Consider the following 21,744-nt stretch of genomic DNA (forward strand, 5'->3'; position numbering starts at 1 on the left):
AGCGCGGCCCTCGCACCGGGCACCTCCGAGAACCCCGCGGCCGTGCCCCGCCCGGCCGGGCGTCACCCGTGTTCGCTACTTTGTTCGCTGCCGCCCCACCGGCACGGTGTCCGCCCGCCCCACCGGCTCATCCGTCCCCCTCTCCCCCTCAGTACCTGTTCAAGGAGCCGGCCGTGGAGTCCGAGTCCACCGTCACCACCTGCTACCGCCACGCCAAGGTGGAGTCCCACGTCCGCTGCACGCGGTGCGACCGCCACATCTGCCCCGACTGCATGCGCGAGGCGGCCGTCGGCCACCAGTGCGTGGAGTGCGTCAAGGAGGGCGCGCGCTCGATCCGCCAGGCCCGCACGGCGTTCGGCGGCCGGATCACGACGGCGCCCGTGGTGACGTGCGTCCTGATCGGCCTCAACGTCCTCGCCTACCTCGCGGAGCTGGTGCGCCCGGCGGTCGAGGACCGGTTCGCCATGCTGGGCGCGGGTCTGCGCGGCCCGGACGGCGGGCACTACCTGTGGGAGCACCCGTACCCCCTGGGACTGAGTCCGGAAGGGGTCGCCGGCGGGCAGTGGGAGCGGCTGCTGACCGGCGCGTTCCTGCATCTGCCGCCCACCGAGGGGACGTTCGGGATCCTGCACATCGTGATGAACATGGTGTCGCTGTGGAACATCGGACGGGTGGTGGAGGCGCAGCTGGGCCGGGTCCGCTACGTCTCGCTCTATCTGCTGTCGGCGCTCGGCGGTTCGGTGCTCGTCCTGCTGCTCGCCCCGACCCACGACGTGGTCGGCGCCTCCGGCGCGATCTTCGGGCTCGGCGCCGCGTACTACGTCATGGGCCGCCGGCTCGGCGCCGACATGAGCCAGGTCAACCGCTATCTGATCGGCCTGCTGATATGGATGGCGGTCTCCGCCGGGCTCACGTCCTGGCAGGCCCACCTCGGCGGTCTGCTCGCGGGAGGCCTGGTGACGCTGGTGTTCGCGTACGTGCCCCGCGGCCCGCGCCGCGGCCTGATCCAGACGGCCGTCTGCCTCGGGCTGCTGACGCTGCTGGTCGTGCTGACCGCGGGCAAGGTGACTCAGCTGACGGCCTGACGGCTCGTCCCGCCCGGTCCGGTCCGCCCGTGCACGGGCGACGGCGCCCGCCCCCTGGTCCGGTCGGGGACTGGGGCGGGCGCCGTCCGTGTTCCGTACGCCTTTGTACGGGACGTGGGTGGGCGGCCGTCAGATGACATCAGGCCGCGTGCGCGGAGCGCTCAGACCGCCAGCGCGCGGTCCGTCGGGCGGATCGGGGCGGGCAGTTCGCTGGCGCCGGTGAGGAAGCGGTCCACGCCGCGCGCCGCCGAACGGCCCTCGGCGATGGCCCACACGATCAGGGACTGGCCGCGGCCCGCGTCACCGGCCACGAACACGCCCGGCACATTGGTCTGGAAGTCGGCGTCCCGGGCGACGTTGCCGCGCTCGTCCAGGTCGAGGCCGAACTGCTCCACCAGGCCGTTGGCCCGGTCGGTGCCGGTGAAGCCCATCGCCAGGGTGACCAGCTGCGCCGGGATCCTGCGCTCGGTGCCGGGCTTGTGGGTCGGCCTGCCGTCCACGAACTCCACCTCGATGAGGTGCAGCCACTGCACGTTGCCGTCCTCGTCGCCCTCGAAGTGGGTGGTGGAGACGGAGTAGACCCGCTCACCGCCCTCCTCGTGCGCGGAGGTGACCTTGTAGAGCATCGGGAAGGTCGGCCAGGGCTGGGCGGCCGCGTTCCGCTCCTCGCCCGGGCGGGGCATGATCTCCAGCTGGGTCACGGAGGCCGCGCCCTGGCGGTGGGCGGTGCCCACGCAGTCCGCGCCGGTGTCGCCGCCGCCGATCACGACGACGTGCTTGCCCTCGGCCGAGATCGGGGCGGTGACGAAGTCGCCCTCCTGGACCTTGTTGGACAGCGGCAGGTACTCCATCGCCTGGTGGACGCCGGCCAGTTCCCGGCCGGGGACCGGAAGGTCGCGGGAGGTGGTGGCGCCGGCCGCGACGACCACGGCGTCGTACCGCTTGCGCAGGTCGGTCGCCTTGAGGTCGAGGCCGATCTCGACGCCGGTGCGGAAGCGGGTGCCCTCCGCGCGCATCTGCTCGATACGGCGGTTGATGTGCCGCTTCTCCATCTTGAACTCGGGGATGCCGTAGCGGAGCAGGCCGCCGACGCGGTCGGCGCGCTCGTACACCGCGACCGTGTGGCCGGCCCGGGTCAGCTGCTGGGCGGCGGCGAGGCCGGCCGGTCCCGAGCCGATGACCGCGACGGTCTTGCCCGACAGGCGCTCGGGGGCCTGCGGCTTGACGTCGCCGCCGTCCCACGCCTTGTCGATGATCGAGACCTCGACGTTCTTGATGGTGACGGGCGGCTGGTTGATGCCGAGCACACACGCCGACTCGCACGGGGCGGGGCACAGGCGGCCGGTGAACTCCGGGAAGTTGTTCGTGGCGTGCAGCCGCTCGGAGGCCTCGGTCCAGTCCTCGCGGTAGGCGTAGTCGTTCCACTCGGGGATGAGGTTCCCGAGCGGGCAGCCGTTGTGGCAGAACGGGATGCCGCAGTCCATGCAGCGGCTCGCCTGCTTGCTGATGATCGGCAGCAGCGAGCCGGGAACGTAGACCTCGTTCCAGTCCTTGACGCGCTCGTCCACCGGGCGGGACGTGGCGACCTCGCGGCCGTGCGTCAGGAAGCCCTTGGGGTCAGCCATTGGTCGCCGCCTCCATCATCTTCTCGGTGACCTCGGTCTCGGTCAGACCGGCTCGCTCGGCGGCGTCCTTGGCGGCGAGCACTGCCTTGTACGTGCTGGGGATGATCTTGCTGAAGCGCTCCACGGCGACCGGCCATTCGGCGAGCAGCTTCTCCGCGACCGTGGAGCCGGTGTCCTCGGCGTGGCGGCGCACCACGTCGTGCAGCCACTGCTTGTCGCCCTCGTCCAGCGCCTCGATCGCGCCCTGGTTGCCGGGGTTGACGTTGTCCCGGTCCAGGTCGATGACGTAGGCGACGCCACCCGACATGCCCGCCGCGAAGTTGCGGCCGGTCTCGCCGAGGACGACCGCGTGGCCACCGGTCATGTACTCGCAGCCGTGGTCGCCCACGCCCTCGGAGACCACCAGCGCGCCGGAGTTGCGGACGCAGAACCGCTCGCCGGTGCGGCCGCGCAGGAACAGTTCGCCGCCGGTGGCACCGTAGGCGATGGTGTTGCCCGCGATGGTCGAGTACTCGGCGAGGTGCTCGGCGCCCCGGTCCGGGCGGACGATGACACGGCCGCCGGACAGGCCCTTGCCGACGTAGTCGTTGGCGTCGCCCTCCAGGCGCAGGGTGATGCCGCGCGGCAGGAAGGCGCCGAAGGACTGGCCCGCGGAGCCGGTGAAGGTGATGTCGATGGTGTCGGCGGGCAGGCCCGCGCCGCCGAACTTCTTCGTCACCTCGTGGCCGAGCATGGTGCCGACGGTGCGGTTGATGTTGCGGATGCCGATCTGCGCGCGCACCGGCTGGGCGTCGGCCTGGGAGTCCGCGGCCAGGGCGTCGGCGGCGAGCTTGATCAGCTCGTTGTCGAGCGCCTTCTCCAGGCCGTGGTCCTGGGCGGCGATCTGGTGGCGCACGGCGTTCTCGGGCAGGTCGGGCACGTGGAACAGCGGTGCCAGGTTCAGGCCCTGCGCCTTCCAGTGGTCGACGGCGCGGGTCACGTCGAGGACGTCGGCGTGGCCCACGGCCTCCTCGATGGAGCGGAAGCCGAGTTCCGCGAGCAGTTCGCGGACCTCTTCGGCGATGAACTCGAAGAAGTTCACGATGTACTCGGCCTTGCCGGTGAAGCGGTCGCGCAGCACCGGGTTCTGGGTGGCGACGCCGACCGGGCAGGTGTCCAGGTGGCAGACGCGCATCATGATGCAGCCGGACACGACGAGGGGGGCGGTGGCGAAGCCGAACTCCTCGGCGCCGAGCAGCGCCGCGACGACGACGTCACGGCCGGTCTTCAGCTGGCCGTCGGTCTGCACGACGATGCGGTCGCGCAGTCCGTTGAGCAGCAGCGTCTGCTGGGTCTCGGCGAGGCCGAGCTCCCAGGGGCCGCCGGCGTGCTTGAGGGAGGTCAGCGGGGAGGCACCGGTGCCTCCGTCGTGGCCGGAGATCAGGACGACGTCCGCGTGCGCCTTGGAGACACCGGCGGCGACCGTGCCGACACCGACCTCGGAGACCAGCTTGACGTGGATCCGCGCCGCGGGGTTCGCGTTCTTCAGGTCGTGGATCAGCTGGGCGAGGTCTTCGATGGAGTAGATGTCGTGGTGCGGCGGCGGGGAGATCAGGCCGACACCCGGGGTGGAGTGCCGGGTCTTGGCGACCCACGGGTAGACCTTGTGGCCGGGCAGCTGGCCGCCCTCGCCGGGCTTGGCGCCCTGGGCCATCTTGATCTGGATGTCGTCCGCGTTGACCAGGTACTCGGAGGTCACGCCGAAGCGGCCGGAGGCCACCTGCTTGATCGCGGAGCGGCGGGTCGGGTCGTAGAGGCGCTCGGGGTCCTCGCCGCCCTCACCGGTGTTGGACTTGCCGCCCAGCCGGTTCATGGCGATGGCGAGCGTCTCGTGCGCCTCCTTGGAGATGGAGCCGTAGGACATGGCGCCGGTGGAGAAGCGCTTGACGATCTCGGAGACCGGCTCGACCTCGTCGATGGAGATCGGCTCGCGGTCGGAGGTGAAGCCGAACAGGCCGCGCAGCGTCATCAGGCGCTCGGACTGCTCGTTCACCCGGGAGGTGTACTTCTTGAAGACGTCGTAGCGGCCGGTGCGCGTCGAGTGCTGGAGACGGAAGACCGTCTCCGGGTCGAACAGGTGCGGTTCGCCCTCGCGGCGCCACTGGTACTCGCCGCCGATCTCCAGCGCGCGGTGCGCGGGAGCGATGCCGGAGGCGGGGTAGGCCTTGGCGTGGCGGGCGGCGACCTCCTTGGCGACGACGTCGATGCCGACGCCGCCGATCTTGGTGGCGGTGCCGTTGAAGTACTTCTCCACGAACGCCTGGTCCAGTCCGACGCCCTCGAAGACCTGGGCGCCGCGGTAGGAGGCGACGGTGGAGATGCCCATCTTGGACATGACCTTCAGGACGCCCTTGCCGAGGGCGTAGATCAGGTTGCGGATGGCCTGCTCGGCCTCCATACCGGGCAGGAACGTTCCGGCACGGACCAGGTCCTCGACGGACTCCATGGCCAGGTAGGGGTTGACCGCGGCGGCGCCGTAGCCGATGAGCAGGGCCACGTGGTGGACCTCGCGGACGTCGCCGGCCTCGATCAGCAGACCCACGTGGGTGCGCTGCTTGGTGCGGATGAGGTGGTGGTGGACGGCCGCGGTGAGCAGCAGCGAGGGGATCGGCGCGTGCTCGGCGTCGGAGTGGCGGTCCGACAGGACGATCAGGCGGGCGCCGTTCTCGATGGCCGCGTCGGCCTCGGCGCAGATCTCCTCCAGGCGCGCGGCGAGCGCGTCGCCGCCGCCGGAGACCCGGAACAGGCCGGAGAGCGTCGCGGCCTTCATGCCGGGCATGTCGCCGTCGGCGTTGATGTGGATGAGCTTGGCCAGCTCGTCGTTGTCGATCACCGGGAAGGGCAGCAGGACGCTGCGACAGGAGGCCGCGGTGGGCTCCAGCAGGTTGCCCTGCGGGCCGAGCGAGGAGCGCAGGGAGGTGACCAGCTCCTCGCGGATCGCGTCCAGCGGCGGGTTGGTGACCTGCGCGAACAGCTGGGTGAAATAGTCGAACAGCAGCCGCGGGCGCTCGGACAGCGCGGCGATCGGCGAGTCGGTGCCCATCGAGCCGATCGGCTCGGCCCCGGCCTTGGCCATGGGCGCGAGGATGACGCGCAGCTCTTCCTCGGTGTAGCCGAAGGTCTGCTGGCGGCGGGTGACCGAGGCGTGGGTGTGCACGATGTGCTCGCGCTCGGGCAGGTCGCCGAGCTCGATCTCACCGGCCTCCAGCCACTCCCCGTAGGGCTGCTCGGTCGCGAGGGCGGCCTTGATCTCGTCGTCCTCGATGATGCGGTGCTCGGCGGTGTCCACGAGGAACATGCGGCCGGGCTGCAGGCGGCCCTTGCGGACCACCCTGGCGGGGTCGATGTCCAGGACGCCGACCTCGGAGCCGAGGACGACCAGGCCCTCGTCGGTGACCCAGTAGCGGCCGGGGCGCAGTCCGTTGCGGTCCAGGACGGCGCCGACCTGGGTGCCGTCGGTGAAGGTGACGCAGGCGGGACCGTCCCAGGGCTCCATCATCGTGGAGTGGTACTGGTAGAAGGCGCGCCGGGCCGGGTCCATGGAGTCGTGGTTCTCCCACGCCTCCGGGATCATCATCAGCACGGAGTGCGGCAGGGAGCGTCCACCGAGGTGGAGCAGTTCCAGCACCTCGTCGAAGGACGCGGAGTCGGAGGCGTCCGGGGTGCAGACCGGGAAGAGCCGCTCCAGGTTGTCCTGGGCGCCGAACAGGTCGGAGGCGAGCTGCGACTCGCGGGCGACCATCCAGTTGCGGTTGCCCTTGACCGTGTTGATCTCGCCGTTGTGGGCGACGAAGCGGTACGGGTGGGCGAGCGGCCAGCTCGGGAAGGTGTTCGTGGAGAAGCGCGAGTGGACGAGCGCGATGGCCGAGGCGAAGCGGCGGTCGGACAGGTCCGGGAAGAAGGGCTCCAGCTGGCCGGTGGTCAGCATGCCCTTGTAGACGATGGTGCGCGCGGACAGCGAGGGGAAGTACACGCCGGCCTCGCGCTCGGCGCGCTTGCGCAGGGCGAACGCCCTGCGGTCGAGCTCGATGCCCTTGCTGGTGCCCCCGTCGGAGACGAACAGCTGGCGGAACGCGGGCATCGTGGAGCGGGCGGTGGCGCCCAGCAGCTCGGGGGCGACCGGGACCTCGCGCCAGCCGAGGACGGTCAGGCCCTCGTCGGCGGCGATCGTCTCGATCCGTGAGACGGCCTCGGTGGTCCCCTCGGCCGGCAGGAAGGCGAGACCGACGGCGTAGCCGCCCGGCTCGGGGAGGTCGAGACCGGCCACCTCGCGGAAGAACGCGTCGGGCACCTGGGAGAGGATGCCGGCGCCGTCACCCGAGTCGGGCTCCGAGCCGGTGGCGCCGCGGTGCTCCAGATTGCGCAGTACGGTGAGCGCCTGCTCGACCAGCGCGTGGCTCGCCACACCGGTGAGGGTGGCCACGAAGCCGACGCCGCAGGCGTCGTGCTCGTTGCGGGGGTCGTACATACCCTGCGCGGCAGGGCGAGCATCCATGAACGACCAGTTCTGGTGGTTCTCGGAATGCTGGGACGGCTGGCGCGGCGTACGCATCGGCTCTCCCGTCGTCGTCATGTGGCTGGAATTCCCTCGGACCGTCTGGGAGCGGCCTGCGGAACAGGTGCCGAGGGACGACGTTGGCCCTCTGCTGTGGCGAAATTTCGTGCAGGTTACATGATGGAGTGGATCTCGGAAACCGGATACCCCGTTCCAACATGCGGACACCGCCGGAGCGTGGCACGGGTTTTCCACGTGCGGCGATGGGGTCAATGCGGGGGCAGGCGGACAGGTCGGTGTCCGCCGGACCAAGGGTGTGGTGAAGCGCGTCGCCCGCCGCGTCACGCGAGGTGCGGGCGATGGGGGTACGACGCGGGCGTCGTTGCTCGCGGCGCTTACGGCTCATGCCCCCTGCTCAGGCATTCGAAACCGTGCGGTAACAACTATTTATGCGGCTCGTAGCATAGATAGGCTGCGCATCATCCTACGGCGGTGCCGAACAGGCTGCCCAGGGCGTAGGTCACACCCGCGGCGGCGCCCCCCAGGGCGAGCTGGCGCAGGCCGCTGTACCACCAGCTGCGGGCGGTCACCTTGGCGACGAGGGCGCCGCACACGAAGAGCCCGACGAGGGCGAGCAGCACGGCGGGCCACAGGGCGTGGGAGCCGAGCAGATAGGGAAGCAGGGGCAGCAGGGCGCCGAGGGCGAACGAGCCGAAGCTGGAGACGGCGGCGACCGCCGGGGAGGGCAGGTCGCCCGGGTCGATGCCGAGTTCCTCGCGCGCGTGTATCTCCAGGGCCTGCTCCGGGTCGCGGGAGAGCTGCCTGGCGACCTCGCGGGCGAGCGCGGGATCCACGCCCCGCGCCTCGTACAACGCCGCCAGCTCGCGCTCCTCGTCCTCGGGGTGCTTGCGCAGTTCCCGTCGCTCCACGTCGAGCTCCGCCTCCACCAGCTCGCGCTGCGAGGCCACGGAGGTGTACTCCCCCGCCGCCATGGAGAAGGCGCCGGCGGCCAGGCCCGCGAGACCCGTGATGACGATGGTCTGCTGGCTCACGGCTCCGCCGGCGACGCCGGTCATCAGGGCCAGATTGGACACCAGGCCGTCCATCGCGCCGAAGACCGCCGGGCGCAGCCAGCCACCGTTGACGTCGCGGTGGGTGTGGTTGTCGCGGTGCGCCTCGTGCAGCGTCGCCTCGGTCTCGATGATGGCCATGTCCGGCCCCCCTGGATTCTCGATCGGGCCCGCGGGTATCTGATCGACCCGCTTGATCGGCCTGCTGATTGGACTTCTTCCACTTTTCGACAACGCCAAAAGTACGCCGGGAATCTCCGCGCCGCCAGCAAGGAAAGGCTGGGCTAACCTGCGACTTTACCTTTTCTTGCTCATCCGAGCCGAGGGCTGCGCAGATGCCGGAAGGGTGATGCTGCGGCGCCCGGCGCTCGCGCCGGGCGCCGCCGTGGCACAGATCCGCACAGGGGGAGCCCACGCGCGCGAGAGGAGAGGCGCCTCATGGCCATCGCCGGCATTCCCCCGGCGCCCGCGTCCGGCCCGTCCGGAGAGGACCCCGCGGACCTTCGCGCACCGGACCCCGCGGACCTTCGCGCACGGGCGCGCGGCGCGCTGCTCGGCCTCGCCGTCGGGGACGCGCTCGGCGCGCCCGCGGAGAACATGAAGCCGTCCGAGATCCGCGCCCGCTGGGGCCGCATCACGGGGTACGTCGCCGAGCGGCCCTCGGGCACGGACGACACCGAGTACGCGATCTTCTCGGGGCTGCTGCTGGCCCGGCACGGTGCGGCGTTGACCGTGGCGCACGTGGAGGCGGCCTGGCACCAGTGGATCGCGGACCGCGACGAGGGGCCGCTGCGAGGTGCCGGGTTCAGCGAGCGGGGCACGCTGGAGAACCTGCGCCGGGGCCTGGCCGCGCCCATCTCGGCGCAGCATCGGCACGCGTGGAGCGACGGGCTCGCGATGCGGGCGGCGCCCTTCGGGGTCTTCGCCGCGGGGCGCCCGGCGGAGGCCGCCCGACTGGTGGCGATCGACGGCTCCGTGAGCCACGAGGGGGAGGGCATCTACGGCGGCCAGGCGGTCGCCGCCGGAGTGGCGGCGGCGATGGCGGGGGCGCCGGTGGGCGACGTGGTCGCCGCCGCGCTCGCGGTCGTCCCGGACGACTCGTGGACGGCTCGCTCCCTGCGCCGCGCCGTCACCGCCGCCCACCGGGGCGCCCGCGCGGTGCGCTCCGCGGTGGTGGTCGGCGGCTACCCCTGGACGGACCTCGCGCCCGAGGCGGTGGCGCTGGCCTTCGGCGCGTACACGGCGGCCGACGGCGACTTCGCGGAGTCGGTGCTCATGGCGGTCAACATGGGCCGTGACGCCGACACCACGGCGGCCGTCGCGGGCGCCCTGGCGGGGGCGGCCCGCGGGATCTCGGCGATCCCCACCGCCTGGGCCGCGGCGATCGGCCCGGCCCGGGGCCGCTGCCTGCCGTCCATGGAGGGCCACCACATCCTGGACGTGGCGGAACTGCTCACCCCCGGGGACGGCGAGAAGTGGGGCGCGGCGGTCGCGGGCCTGTGGCACGGGGGCGCGGCCGAACCCGGCCCGGCCGCCGGGCGGGACCGACACGGCGAGATCCCGTCCGCGGGGCCGGAGGTCCCGGCCCGGCCCGTCGCGGCGGCCGGGCGGGAGGCGTGGGGGCAGGCCGACCCCGCCGCCTACGCGGAGGCCGCCTTCGTGGACCCGGCGGAGGTGGAGCCGTGAGCCGGCGCATCGAGGGGCTGCTGCTCGGGCTCGCCGCCGGGGACGCGGCGGGGTGGCCCGCCGCGCGGCACAGGGCCGCCCGGATGCCGGAGTGGACCCGGCGGCTGACCCGGGAGCTGGACACGTTCGCCGAGCAGAACGCGACCACCACCCTGCCCGTGCCGATCGCCCTCAACCAGCCGCCGGAGCCGCTCCGGCTCGGCCCCTCCGACGACGCCGAGTGGGCGGCCTTCGCGGCGCACGCCGTGCTGCGCGCCGGGGACAGCGGCGCGCTCGGCGGTCTCGGGCGCGCGCGGCGGATGCGCGCCGCCCTCGACCTGTCGTGGAACGCCATCGCGGGCGAGGTCGCCGCCGCGGCCGACCTGGCTCCCGAGGTCGAGTCCGCGCGGCTCGCCCTGCGCGCCCGGATCTCGGTGCGCGCGGGGCTCGGCAACCTCGCCGCCGGCCTGCGCCCGCCCGCCACCGGCCACGACAACCCGCACTACTTCGACGACGCGGCCTGCGTGCGGGCCTGCGTCCTCGCCGTGGCGCACCCGGGCGATCCAGGGCCCGCCGCCGAACTGGCCGAGTTCGACGCCCGCTACACCCAGGACGGGGACGGGGTGCACGGCGCCCGCGCCATGGCGGCGGCGCTCTCCCTGGCGCTCGCCGGCCAGGACGTGGACACCTGTGTGGCGGCGGCGCTCGCCGAGCTTCCCGAGTCCACCGAGATCGGCCGCAACGCCCGGCACGCGCTGGCACTGGCCGAGGACGCCGACAGCGACGGCGGGGCCTTCTCGGTGGTGCCGGCGCTGGAGCACCAGATCGTGGACCACGTCTACAGCTACGGCATCGCGGCGGCCGAGACCGTCCCCGTCGCGCTCGCCCTGGCGAGCGCGGCCCGCGGCCGGATCGCGCACGCCGTACCCGCCGCCGCCTGCCTCTCCCGCGTCGCCGACTCGGCCCCCGCCCTGGCCGGCGCCCTCACCGGAGCCCTGGGCGGCGGCGAGAGCGTCCCGCCCGCCTGGCGGGATGCCTGCCGCACCCTCTCCGGCTGCGCGCTGCCCCGGCTGAGCGGCACGGACCTCGTACACCTCGCCGAACTCCTGGAGACGACGGAACTGACCACCCCGGGAGGATGATTCGGACATGACGTCCACTTCTGGCGATACGCCCACTCCCGGCGGGGCGCTCCTTCCCGACCCCGACGAGAACTCCCCTCTCGACGAACGCGTCACCGGCGCCCTGGTCGGCGCGGCCGTCGGCGACGCCCTCGGCGGACCCGTCGAGGGCTGGTCCGCCGACCAGATCGCCGAACGGCACGGCGGCCGGGTGCACGGGATCGTCGGGCCCTGGCACGGCGACGCCTGGCGAACCGCCCGCCCCATCGCCCCGTACCACAAGGGCGACGGCCACGTCACCGACGACACCTTGATGACCCACGCCCTGGTACGGGTGTACGCCACCGTCCGCGACCACCTGGACGCCTACGCGGTCGCCACCCATCTGGTCCCCGACCTGATGACCACCCCCCGCTGGATTCCCGAGCTGGAGAGCGAGGCGCTCCCCCTCCAGCGGATCTTCCTGGCGGAGAAGTGGCTCGTGGCCCGGCTGCACTACGGGCACGTCGATCCGCGCGAGGCCGGGGTCGGGAACATCGTCAACTGCGGTGCCGCGATGTACATGGCGCCGGTCGGCCTGGTCAACGCGGCCCATCCGGCGGGCGCCTACGCCGAGGCGCTGGACGTGGCGGGCGCGCACCAGTCGTCGTACGGCAGGGAGGCGGCCGGTGTGTTCGCGGCGGCGGTCGCGGCGGCCTGCGCCCCCGACGCCACCCCCGACTCGGTCGTGGCCGCCTGCCTGTCGCTCGCGAAGGACGGGACGCGCGCCGCCATCGAGACGGTGTGCGACACGGCAGCACGGTACGCGGACTTCGAGTCGGCACTCGGGCCGTTGCGGGAGGCGGTCGCTCCCTACGACACGGTCGGCCCCGACTACCGTGCGCCCTCGCTGGGCGCCCGCCGTCCGTCCCGGGTGCACACGATCGAGGAACTCCCGGTGGCGCTGGGCATGATGATCGTCGCGCGCGGCGACTACCGGCACGCGGTGCTCGGCGCGGTCAACTACGGCAGGGACTGCGACTCGATCGCCACCATGACCGGCGCCATCACCGGGGCCCTGGGTTCGGAGGTCCCGGCGTACTGGGCGAAGGAGGTCGCGGAGGCGAGCCGCCTGGATCTGCACGCTCCCGCACGGGCGCTCGCCGGGGTCGCCCGGGAGGTCTTCGCCCGTGATGTGGAGCGCCGCCGGACCCATGAGGCGGCCTTCGCCCGGATCGGGGGCTGAGGTGCTGCGACTGACCTGGGTCCAGCCGGAGGACCTGCTCGGGCACGAGTTGCGCCAGGCCGCGCAGGAGGGGCGCGTCAGTGCCGCCGTGGAGGAGCGGTGGCGGCGGGCCGGTGGCCCCGAAGCGCCGCTGAGGGCGGGTGCGTCGCGGCATCCGGTCTCGCCCTATCTGCGGCTGCTCGCGACGGACCTGCTGGACGAACTGGCCGACCTGCCCAGCCGGTCGGCGGACTCGGAACCGACGGACCTGGCGCGGATCAGGGCGCTGTGCCCGGCCTGGCCCGCCGCCCCCGACGAGCGGGGGGCGGCCCCGGACCCGGCGCGGCTGGAGGCCGCGTGGCTGGGCAGAGCGGTCGGCTGCGTCCTCGGCAAGCCCGTCGAGAAGCTCCCCCTGGACGGCATCCGCGCGCTGGCCCGCGCCACCGGCAACTGGCCCCTGGACACCTGGTTCACGGCCAGGGGCGTCCCCGGTGAACTGCTCGCGGCCCACCCCTGGAACCGCCGCTCCGCCACCACCTGCCTCGCCGAGAACATCGACGGCGCCCCCGAGGACGACGACCTGGACTACCCCCTGCTGAACCTGCTGCTGCTCGCCCGCCACGGCAGGTCCTTCACCACCGCCGACGTGGCCGGGCTCTGGCTGGACGAGCTGCCCGCGGGCCGCACGTTCACCGCCGAGCGCGTCGCCTACCGCAACCTCCTGGCCGGGATCGAACCCCCGCGCACGGCCCGCCACCGCAACCCGTTCCGCGAGTGGATCGGCGCCCTGATCCGCGCCGACGTCCACGGCTGGACCAACCCCGGCGATCCGGGCGCCGCCGCCGAACAGGCCCACCGCGACGCGACGCTGACGCACACCGCGAACGGCGTCTACGCGGCGATGTTCGTCGCGGCGACCATCGCCGAGGCGGCCGGCGGCGGCCACGACGTGCACCACTGCCTGCGCACCGGTCTCACCGTGGTCCCGCCGGGCTCCCGCCTCGCCGGGGCCGTCCGGGACGCCGTCCACCTGGCGCGGGAGACGGAGGACTTCGACACGGTCGTGGACGAACTCCACGCCGCCCACCACGCCTACCACTGGGTGCACGCCATCCCCAACACCGCGCTGATCGCCGCCGCGCTCACCCACGCCGACGGCGACTTCACCGGCTCCGTCTGCCGTGCCGTGTCCGGCGGCTGGGACACCGACTCGAACGGCGCCACGGCGGGCAGTGTCGCGGGCCTGCTGGCCGGGCACCCCGGCCGGCTCCCGGACCGCTGGACCGCCCCCCTCAAGAACCGGCTGGCCACCTCGGTCGGCGGTTTCGACGGCATCGGCTTCGACTCCCTGGCCCACCTCACCCACCGGGAGACCCAGCGCTCATGACCGCACCCCTGGCCGGCCTCAGGGTCCTGGACCTGGCCACCCTCTTCGCCGGTCCCCTCGCCGCGACCTTCCTCGGAGACTTCGGTGCCGAGGTCGTCAAGGTCGAGCACCCGCGCACACCGGACCCCTCCCGCGGGCACGGCCCCGCGAAGGACGGCGTGGGCCTGTGGTGGAAGCTGCTGGGCCGCAACAAGCGCACGATGACGCTCGACCTGTCCAGGCCGGGAGGCCGTACGACGCTGCTGCGGCTGGCGGCGGGCGCCGACGTGATCGTGGAGAACTTCCGGCCCGGCACCCTGGAGAAGTGGGGCCTGGGCTGGGAGGAGCTGTCCGCCGCCAACCCCCGTCTGGTCCTCGCCCGCGTGACCGCGTTCGGGCAGTTCGGCCCCAGCGCGCACCGCCCGGGTTTCGGCACCCTCGCCGAGGCGCTGAGCGGCTTCGCGGCCATCACCGGGGAGCCGGACGCGCCGCCCACCCTCCCGCCGTTCGGCCTCGCGGACTCGATCGCGGCGCTGGCGACGGCGTACGCGGTGATGACGGCGCTGGCGGCCCGCGACCGCACCGGCCGGGGCCAGGTCGTGGACATGGCGATCATCGAGCCGATCCTGACCGTGCTGGGTCCGCAGCCGATCTGGTACGACCAGCTCGGGCATGTGCAGGAGCGCACCGGCAACCGGTCCCAGAACAACGCCCCGCGCAACACCTACCGTGCCGCGGACGGCGGCTGGGTCGCCGTCTCGGCCTCCGCCCGGTCCGTCGCCGAACGGGTGATGCGCCTGGTGGGCCGCCCGGAACTGATCGAGGAGCCGTGGTTCTCCTCGGGCGAGGGCCGGGCCCGGCACACCGACGTGCTCGACCGTGCCGTCGGCGACTGGATCGCCGCCCGACCGCGCGCGGAGGTGCTGACGGCGTTCGAGCGGGCGGAGGCCGCGGTGGCCCCGGTGCAGGACGTACGGGATGTCATGGCCGACCCCCAGTACGCGGCGCTGGACACGATCACCACCATCACCGACGACCCGGAGCTGGGCCGGCTGCGCATGCAGAACGTCCTGTTCCGGCTGTCCGCCACGCCCGGCAGGATCCGCTGGGCGGGCCGCCCGCACGGCGCGGACACCGAGGCGGTCCTGACGGAGCTGGGCCTGACGGCCCCGGAGATCGCCGCCCTCGCGGCGGAGGGCGCACTGTGAGCACGAACCACGGCCTTCCCCCGCTCACCTGGCTGTACGCCCCCGGGGACCGCCCGGAGGTGGTCGGCAAGGCGCTGGCGTCCGGGGCGGACGTGGTGCTGGTCGATCTGGAGGACGCCGTGGCCCCGGACCGCAAGGCGTACGCGCGGGCGGCCACGGCCGAACGGCTCACCGACCTGACGCCGGTGCCGGTGCATGTGCGGGTGAACGCGCCGGACAGCCCCTGGGCGGACGACGACCTCACGGCGCTCGCGGCACTGCCCGGCCTCGCGGGTCTGCGGCTGCCCAAGGTGACCTCGCCTGCAGACGTGGTGGCCGTGGCGGAGTACGCCGCCACGGCCAGGGGCGGCACGGTCCCCCTCTACGCCCTGCTGGAGACGGCTCTGGGTGTGGAGCGGGCGTTCGACATCGCGACGGCGCATCCGGCCGTACGGGGGGTCGCGCTGGGCGAGTCGGATCTGCGGGCGGACCTCGGGGTACGGCAGGACGCGGGGCTGGACTGGTCGCGGGCGCGGCTGGTGGTGGCCGCGCGGGCCGCGGCGCTGCCCGCGCCGTCCCAGTCGGTCTATCCGGACACCCGGGACCTGGCGGGGCTGGCGGCGTCCTGCGCCCACGGCCGTGCGCTGGGCTTCCTGGGCCGCGCGGCCATCCACCCCCGCCAGCTCCCGGTCATCGAGAACGCCTACGCGCCCGCCGAGGAGGAGATCGTCCGGGCGGAGGAGATCATCAAGGCGGCGGCCCGGGAGCAGGGCGCCCAGGCCCTCCCGGACGGCCGCTTCATCGACACGGCGGTGGTGAGGGAGGCGTGTCTGACGCTGTCCCTGGCGCGCCGGCGACGCTGAGCGCGCCGCACCACGCCCGGGGGCGCCGGCGCGGACGCAGAGGGCGCCGTGTCCGGTCGGACACGGCGCCCTCGTCGCTCGCGCGTGGTGGTTGTTCAGACCTTCTTCGCCGACTCCGCGTCGTCCGCCGCCGCGTCGGCCCTGTCCCCGGGCCCGGACGGGGAGTCCTGTGCCGGGGAGTCGTCCACCGGGGAGTCCTTCGCCGGGGAGTCCTGCGTCGTCGCCGGGCCGTCGGCCGGGGTCTCGCCGGCGATGGCCTCGGCCTCCGCCTGGTCGGCACCCGGTTCCACGACCGCTTCGCGGCCCGGCCGCAGCCGCGAGGAGAGCACCATGTAGGTCACGGCCAGCAGGAACACCAGCAGCGCGGTCCAGTCGTTCAGCCGCAGGCCCAGGATGTGGTGGGCGTCGTCCACCCGCATGTACTCGATCCAGCCGCGACCCACGCAGTACGCGGCCACGTACAGCGCGAACGACCTGCCGTGCCCGAGCTGGAAGCGGCGGTCGGCCCAGATCACCAGGAAGCCGACCCCGACGCACCACAGCGACTCGTAGAGGAACGTCGGGTGGTAGTAGCCCGGTACGCGGCCGTCCGTGGTGGAGGTGATGTGCAGCGCCCAGGGCACGTCCGTCGGGCGTCCGTAGAGCTCCTGGTTGAACCAGTTGCCCCAGCGGCCGATCGCCTGCGCGAAGGCGATGCCGGGGGCGACGGCGTCGGCGTACGACGGGAGCGTGATGCCCCGGCGGCGGCAGCCGATCCAGGCACCGACCGCGCCGAGCGCGATGGCGCCCCAGATACCGAGGCCGCCCTCCCAGACCTTGAACGCGTTCACCCAGTCACGGCCGTCGCTGAAGTACAGCTCGTAGTCCGTGATCACGTGGTAGAGACGGCCGCCGACCAGGCCGAAGGGCACGGCCCAGACCGCGATGTCGGCCACCGTGCCGGTCCGGCCGCCCCGGGCGACCCAGCGCTTGTTGCCGAGCCACACGGCTACGAAGACGCCGATGATGATGCAGAACGCGTAGCCGCGCAGCGGAATGGGGCCGAGATTCAGCACTCCGCGCGACGGGCTCGGGATGTAGGCAAGTTCCATGGCAAGAACGACGCTACCTTGCCGGACGCACGACACGGGAACTCACCCGGCTACGGGTCCGTAACACAGGCCGCCCCCGGCGCGTCGGCACCGGGGGCGGAGCGGTGTGCGGGCGCCGTCAGGACTTGTTCGCCGCCTCCACCATCTGCTTCAGCTTCGCCGGCGTCATCGTCTGGTCGTCGTACAGGCTCTTTCCGTCCAGGAGCACGGTCGGCGTGCCCTTGAAGTCGCCGCTCTCGAACGCGGCGTGGGACTTCTGCACCCAGCTGTCGTGCGTCCCGTTGTCGACGCACTTCTCGAACGCGGGGGTGCGCAGGCCGTCCACCTTGCCCGCCAGCTCGATGAGCTTGGCGTTGTCCCCGTAGGTGTCCTCGGTCTCCTTCGGCTGGTTCTCGTACAGCACGTCGTGGAACTCCTGGAACTTGCCGGCGTCCTGGGCGCACGCCGCCGCGTTGGCCGCCTTCAGGGAGCCGCTGCCGTGCAGGTTCCCGTCGATCAGGGTGACCAGGTGGTACTCCACCTTCAGCTGCCCGGCGTCGACGAGCTGGTGGATCGTCGGGCGGTAGGCGGTCTCGAAGGCCTGGCAGGCCGGGCAACGGAAGTCCTCCCAGACCGTGAGGGTCGACTTGGCGGAGTCCTTGCCGAGCGGGATGGCGAGGCTGTCCTGGCCGGTCGCTCCCGAGGGCGCGATCGCGGGGCCCGCGGCGCTGCTCTTCTTGCCGCTGTTCGCCGCCAGGACGCCGATCACCGTCGCCAGGGCGAGGACGCAGACGATCGAGGCGCCCACGATCAACCCCCGGCGGCGCCGGTCCGTGGCCTTCTGCTTCTCGCGCTCGTCCGCCATCCGCTCACGGGCGGTGCGCTTTCCATCACGGTTCTTGTCGCTCACATCCGGCAGAACGAACCGGGGAGGCGCAATGCGCCTCCCCGGCCGAAGGTCCACCCGTTCGGGTGAGCGAATTTCCTTGTCAGGGATTGATCGCCCCGGCGGGGACGGCCGTGCTCACCGGCCGCCGCGCACGCCCGCGGCCAGCTCGCCCGCCAGCGCCCGCACCGCGTCCAGGCCGGTCGCCTCGTCGGGGGCGTCCAGCATCCGCTTGACGAACGCCGATCCGACGATCACACCGTCGGCGAAGCCGGACACCTCCGCGGCCTGCACGGCGTCGGACACGCCGAGGCCGACGCAGACGGGGAGGTCCGTGGTCGCCTTGGTGCGGCGGACCAGGTCCTGGGCCTGGGCGCCCACCGACTCACGGGTGCCGGTGACCCCCATGAGCGAGGCCGCGTAGACGAAGCCGGAGCCCGCCGCGGTGATCGTGGCGAGCCGCTCGTCCTTGCTGCTGGGCGCGACCACGAAGACCGTGGCGAGGCCGTGCTTGTCGGCGTGCTCCCGCCACAGGGCCGACTCCTGCACGGGCAGGTCCGGCAGGATGCAGCCGGCGCCGCCCGCCTCGGCCAGTTCGGCGGTGAAGCGCTCCACGCCGTAGCGGTCGATCGGGTTCCAGTACGTCATCACCAGGACCGGCTTCCCGGTCGCCTCGTGCGCCTCGCGGACCGTGCGCATCACGTCCGCGATCCGCACGCCGCCGCGCAGGGCGATGTCGTCGGCGGTCTGGATGACGGGGCCGTCCAGGACCGGGTCGCTGTGCGGCAGACCCACCTCGACCACGTCGGCGCCGCCCTCGAAGACGGCCTTGATCGCGGCGATACCGCCGTCGACGGTGGGGAACCCGGCCGGCAGGTAGGCGATGAGCGCGGCCCGGCCCTCGGCCTTCGCCGCGGCGAGGGTGTCGGACAGCAGTGCGATGTTCCCGCTCACTTGACGTCCCCCTCGATCTCGGCGGTGTCGGCTTCGTCGGCGGCCACCTCGGCGTCCGGGTCGTACAGCCCGAAGTAGCGTGCGGCCGTGTCCATGTCCTTGTCGCCGCGGCCGGACAGGTTGACCACGATCAGCCCGTCGGGGCCGAGCTCCCTGCCGACCTCCAGGGCGCCGGCGAGGGCGTGGGCGCTCTCGATGGCGGGGATGATCCCCTCGGTCCGGGACAGCAGGCGAAGGGCCTGCATGGCCGCGTCGTCGGTGACGGCCCGGTACTCGCCGCGGCCGGTGTCCTTGAGGTAGGAGTGCTCGGGTCCGATGCCCGGGTAGTCCAGGCCCGCGGAGATCGAGTACGGCTCGGTGATCTGGCCCTCGTCGTCCTGGAGCACGTAGGACCGCGAACCGTGCAGGACGCCGGGTTCACCGGCGGTGAGGGTGGCGGCGTGCTCACCGCTGTCCAGGCCGTGTCCGGCCGGCTCGCAGCCGATCAGGCGGACGCCCTCGTCGGGGATGAAGGCGTGGAAGAGGCCGATCGCGTTGGAGCCGCCGCCGACGCAGGCGACGGCGGCGTCGGGCAGGCGCCCGGCGCTCTCCAGGATCTGGCGGCGTGCCTCCACGCCGATGACCCGGTGGAAGTCGCGCACCATGGCCGGGAAGGGGTGGGGTCCCGCGACGGTGCCGAACAGGTAGTGGGTGCGGTCGACGTTGGCGACCCAGTCGCGGAACGCCTCGTTGATGGCGTCCTTCAGGGTGCGCGAGCCGGACTTCACGGCGACGACCTCGGCGCCCAGCATCCGCATGCGGGCGACGTTGAGGGCCTGGCGCCGGGTGTCGATCTCGCCCATGTAGATGGTGCAGTCCAGGCCGAACAGGGCGCAGGCGGTGGCGGTGGCCACGCCGTGCTGGCCGGCGCCGGTCTCGGCGATGACGCGGGTCTTGCCCATGCGCTTGGTGAGCAGGGCCTGACCCAGAACGTTGTTGATCTTGTGCGATCCGGTGTGGTTCAGGTCCTCCCGCTTGAGGAAGACCCGGGCGCCGCCGGCGTGTCCGGCGAACCTCGGCACCTCGGTGAGGGCGCTGGGGCGGCCGGTGTAGTGGGCCATCAGGGCGTCGAGCTCGCGGGCGAACCCGGGGTCGGCCTTGGCCTTGTCGTACTCGACGGCGACCTCGTCCACGGCGGCCACCAGGGCCTCCGGGATGAACTTGCCGCCGAACGCGCCGAAGTAGCCGTCGGGACTGGGGGTCCGGCCCTCCGGGTCGGGGATGAAGAAGGTGCTGGGCATGCGGGTACCTCACGGTGAGTCTGTGGTCGTCACTGGTCGCCGTGGGGGCGGAGGTGCCGCCGATCGCCGATCGCCACGGGCCGTCCGTGGGCCGCGCGGTGCCCCGCGTCCCCGTTCCGTCGCCGCGTGGTTCCGTGGCGTGGTGGGGTCAGTTCGCGGGGGGTATCGGGCAGTGGTCCTCGCCCCGGGGGGCGGGCTGCCATCGCATGCCGTTCACCTGGCCGGGTTCGTCGCCGATGACGTAGCGGACCCTGCGGCCGTGGACCCTGCGAGCCGGGGCGCGGCAGCCCCGGGGGCGGCAGCCGCGCGCGAGGCGGGCGTGCTGCCGGTCCGGGGCGGGCGTCATCGTCAGGGGCGTCATCGGGGCCAACTCTACCGGGTGCGGTGTCAGCTCCGGCCGTGCCGGAGCGCCGGGTGGGCGCCCGCCGCGACCAGGTCGGCCACCGCCGTCCTCGGGTCGCGCCCGGTCACCAGCGACTCGCCGACGAGCACCGCGTCGGCGCCCGCGTTGGCGTACGCGATCAGGTCGTGCGGTCCGCGCACGCCCGACTCGGCGACCTTCACGACGTTGTCGGGGATGTCGGGGGCGATCCGCTCGAACGTGCCGCGGTCCACCTCCAGGGTCTTCAGGTTGCGGGCGTTGACGCCGATCACCTTCGCCCCGGCGTCCACGGCGCGCTCGATCTCGTCCTCGTCGTGCACCTCGACCAGCGGGGTGAGCCCGATGGACTCGGCGCGCTCGATGAGGGACTCGAGGGCGGGCTGGTCGAGCGCGGCGACGATCAGCAGCGCCAGGTCGGCGCCGTACGCCCGTGCCTCCCACAGCTGGTACGACGTGACGATGAAGTCCTTGCGCAGCACCGGGATGTCGACCCGGGCCCGCACGGCCTCCAGGTCGGCCAGCGAGCCGCCGAAGCGGCGCTGCTCGGTCAGCACGGAGATGACGGCCGCGCCGCCCGCCTCGTAGTCCGCGGCCAGGGCCGCGGGGTCGGCGATCGCGGCGAGCGCGCCCTTGGAGGGGCTGGAGCGCTTGACCTCGCAGATCACCGTGACGCCTTCACCGCGCAGCGCGGCGACGCCGTCCTTGGCCGGGCGTGCCTTCGCCGCGCGCTCCTTGAGCTCGTCGAGGCTGACGCGCGCCTGCCGCTCCGCGAGGTCGGCACGGACTCCGTCGATGATCTCGTCGAGCACACTCACGCGAGCGGCCCCCTTCCTGACGGTTGAGGTTTCGGCCGGCCCGCACCGGGTCGGGCCTCGGTCCACCGGTGCGCCCGGGGGCGAAAACCAATGGTCACCTCGATGGTATCCGCAGGAGGGCGAAGGCTCCGCATCCGGTTGACGCCTGGTCCCGCCACCTGGACGTTCCCGGGTGGTCAGGGGTGCAGCCAGCCGCCGAACGGCAGGTTCCGCACCACGGTGAAGACCAGGACCAGGACGCCCACGCTCCACAGGTGCGCGGGCCGCGGGTCCAGGCCCATGGGCCTGCCGCGCGCCGCGCGGACGGCCCAGAGGGTCCACAGCACCGCGAGGACCGGGTAGCCGAGGGTCGCCACGGCGTTGTCGTGAAGCGCCGTCAGGAGGTCCCCGTGGACGACGGCGTGGGCGCTGCGCAGACCGCCGCAGCCGGGGCAGTAGATCCCGGTCAGGCGCAGCAGCGGGCAGGCCGGGTAGTGGCCGGGGTGGTTGGGGTCCACCGCCCCGACGTACGCGAACGCTCCGGCGACGCCGGCGAGCACCGCGGCGGGGGCGGCCGTCCTGCGCAGGACGGCCGCGACCGGCCCGGCGGCGGGAGGCGGGGTCGCACAGGAGGTGTGGGGGGTCACAGGTAGGAAGA

The 21,744-nt window shown here is 73.1% G+C and carries 15 protein-coding genes and 2 pseudogenes; 7 read left to right on the plus strand and 10 right to left on the minus strand.

Features of this window, described 5'->3' with window-relative positions:
• Window positions 1-173: 173 nt before the first annotated feature.
• Window positions 174-1,085, plus strand: coding sequence for a rhomboid family intramembrane serine protease (locus tag AB0C59_RS25630; protein ID WP_363008448.1), 912 nt, complete (start codon window positions 174-176; stop codon window positions 1,083-1,085).
• Between the two features lie 161 nt (window positions 1,086-1,246).
• On the opposite strand, the gene AB0C59_RS25635 is transcribed toward AB0C59_RS25630, so the two are convergent.
• From AB0C59_RS25635 to AB0C59_RS25645, 3 genes are all read right to left on the minus strand, one after another.
• Complete coding sequence (locus AB0C59_RS25635; RefSeq protein ID WP_363008450.1) at window positions 1,247-2,710, minus strand: glutamate synthase subunit beta; 1,464 nt, start codon at window positions 2,708-2,710, stop codon at window positions 1,247-1,249.
• Window positions 2,703-7,217, minus strand: a complete 4,515-nt coding sequence (gltB, locus tag AB0C59_RS25640) for a glutamate synthase large subunit (RefSeq protein ID WP_363008483.1) — start codon at window positions 7,215-7,217, stop codon at window positions 2,703-2,705. Before gltB ends, AB0C59_RS25635 begins: the two co-directional genes overlap by 8 nt.
• 506 nt (window positions 7,218-7,723) lie before the next feature.
• Window positions 7,724-8,455, minus strand: a complete 732-nt coding sequence (locus AB0C59_RS25645) for a VIT1/CCC1 transporter family protein (protein WP_363008452.1) — start codon at window positions 8,453-8,455, stop codon at window positions 7,724-7,726.
• A 297-nt stretch (window positions 8,456-8,752) separates the two neighbouring features.
• Here AB0C59_RS25645 and AB0C59_RS25650 point away from each other — a divergent pair.
• The 6 genes and pseudogenes from AB0C59_RS25650 to AB0C59_RS25675 all read left to right on the plus strand — a co-directional run.
• Window positions 8,753-9,796, plus strand: a pseudogene (locus AB0C59_RS25650) (ADP-ribosylglycohydrolase family protein); the annotation flags it as partial.
• Window positions 9,790-11,121, plus strand: a complete 1,332-nt coding sequence (locus AB0C59_RS25655) for an ADP-ribosylglycohydrolase family protein (protein WP_363008454.1) — start codon at window positions 9,790-9,792, stop codon at window positions 11,119-11,121. The pseudogene AB0C59_RS25650 and the gene AB0C59_RS25655, both read left to right, overlap by 7 nt.
• 7 nt (window positions 11,122-11,128) lie before the next feature.
• Window positions 11,129-12,325, plus strand: a complete 1,197-nt coding sequence (locus AB0C59_RS25660) for an ADP-ribosylglycohydrolase family protein (protein WP_363008456.1) — start codon at window positions 11,129-11,131, stop codon at window positions 12,323-12,325.
• A 1-nt stretch (window position 12,326) separates the two neighbouring features.
• Window positions 12,327-13,691: an ADP-ribosylglycohydrolase family protein gene (locus AB0C59_RS25665; protein ID WP_363008458.1), complete on the plus strand. Its 1,365-nt coding sequence runs from the start codon at window positions 12,327-12,329 to the stop codon at window positions 13,689-13,691.
• A complete protein-coding gene (locus AB0C59_RS25670) occupies window positions 13,688-14,878 on the plus strand; it encodes a CoA transferase (RefSeq protein ID WP_363008460.1) in 1,191 nt (396 codons plus the stop codon). The genes AB0C59_RS25665 and AB0C59_RS25670 overlap by 4 nt, the downstream gene beginning before the upstream one ends.
• On the plus strand, window positions 14,875-15,720 hold the full coding sequence (locus AB0C59_RS25675) for a CoA ester lyase (protein WP_363008462.1): 846 nt from the start codon (window positions 14,875-14,877) through the stop codon (window positions 15,718-15,720). Before AB0C59_RS25670 ends, AB0C59_RS25675 begins: the two co-directional genes overlap by 4 nt.
• A 272-nt stretch (window positions 15,721-15,992) precedes the next feature.
• On the opposite strand, the pseudogene lgt reads toward AB0C59_RS25675, so the two are convergent.
• The 7 genes and pseudogenes from lgt to AB0C59_RS25710 all read right to left on the minus strand — a co-directional run.
• Window positions 15,993-16,811: pseudogene (gene lgt / locus AB0C59_RS25680) on the minus strand (prolipoprotein diacylglyceryl transferase); the annotation flags it as partial.
• Window positions 16,812-16,929: 118 nt separating this feature from the next.
• Window positions 16,930-17,700 carry a thioredoxin domain-containing protein gene (locus AB0C59_RS25685; RefSeq protein WP_363008464.1) on the minus strand — a complete coding sequence of 257 codons (771 nt, stop codon included), beginning with the start codon at window positions 17,698-17,700 and terminating at the stop codon, window positions 16,930-16,932.
• Between the two features lie 114 nt (window positions 17,701-17,814).
• Window positions 17,815-18,630 (minus strand): tryptophan synthase subunit alpha, encoded by an 816-nt coding sequence (gene trpA / locus AB0C59_RS25690; RefSeq protein WP_363008466.1) that lies wholly within the window; start codon window positions 18,628-18,630, stop codon window positions 17,815-17,817.
• Window positions 18,627-19,910 carry a tryptophan synthase subunit beta gene (trpB, locus tag AB0C59_RS25695; protein ID WP_363008468.1) on the minus strand — a complete coding sequence of 428 codons (1,284 nt, stop codon included), beginning with the start codon at window positions 19,908-19,910 and terminating at the stop codon, window positions 18,627-18,629. The genes trpA and trpB overlap by 4 nt, the downstream gene beginning before the upstream one ends.
• A 148-nt stretch (window positions 19,911-20,058) precedes the next feature.
• Entirely contained in the window at window positions 20,059-20,271 is a 213-nt protein-coding gene (locus tag AB0C59_RS25700) for a tryptophan synthase subunit(beta) (RefSeq protein ID WP_363008471.1), read from the minus strand.
• A 26-nt stretch (window positions 20,272-20,297) separates the two neighbouring features.
• Window positions 20,298-21,107, minus strand: a complete 810-nt coding sequence (trpC, locus tag AB0C59_RS25705) for an indole-3-glycerol phosphate synthase TrpC (RefSeq protein WP_363008473.1) — start codon at window positions 21,105-21,107, stop codon at window positions 20,298-20,300.
• Window positions 21,108-21,283: 176 nt separating this feature from the next.
• On the minus strand, window positions 21,284-21,673 hold the full coding sequence (locus tag AB0C59_RS25710) for a DUF2752 domain-containing protein (RefSeq protein ID WP_363008485.1): 390 nt from the start codon (window positions 21,671-21,673) through the stop codon (window positions 21,284-21,286).
• Window positions 21,674-21,744: the final 71 nt, after the last annotated feature.

The organism is Streptomyces sp. NPDC048664 (genome assembly GCF_040650555.1).
Taxonomy (GTDB): domain Bacteria; phylum Actinomycetota; class Actinomycetes; order Streptomycetales; family Streptomycetaceae; genus Streptomyces.

What these genes read in the sequence shown, in the direction of transcription:
- AB0C59_RS25635 (WP_363008450.1), bottom strand. Translation starts at nt 2,710, where the DNA reads ATGGCTGACCCCAAGGGCTTCCTGACGCACGGCCGCGAGGTCGCCACG.
- gltB (WP_363008483.1), bottom strand. Translation starts at nt 7,217, where the DNA reads ATGTACGACCCCCGCAACGAGCACGACGCCTGCGGCGTCGGCTTCGTG.
- AB0C59_RS25645 (WP_363008452.1), bottom strand. Translation starts at nt 8,455, where the DNA reads ATGGCCATCATCGAGACCGAGGCGACGCTGCACGAGGCGCACCGCGAC.
- AB0C59_RS25660 (WP_363008456.1), top strand. Translation starts at nt 11,129, where the DNA reads ATGACGTCCACTTCTGGCGATACGCCCACTCCCGGCGGGGCGCTCCTT.
- AB0C59_RS25670 (WP_363008460.1), top strand. Translation starts at nt 13,688, where the DNA reads ATGACCGCACCCCTGGCCGGCCTCAGGGTCCTGGACCTGGCCACCCTC.
- trpB (WP_363008468.1), bottom strand. Translation starts at nt 19,910, where the DNA reads ATGCCCAGCACCTTCTTCATCCCCGACCCGGAGGGCCGGACCCCCAGT.
- AB0C59_RS25700 (WP_363008471.1), bottom strand. Translation starts at nt 20,271, where the DNA reads ATGACGCCCCTGACGATGACGCCCGCCCCGGACCGGCAGCACGCCCGC.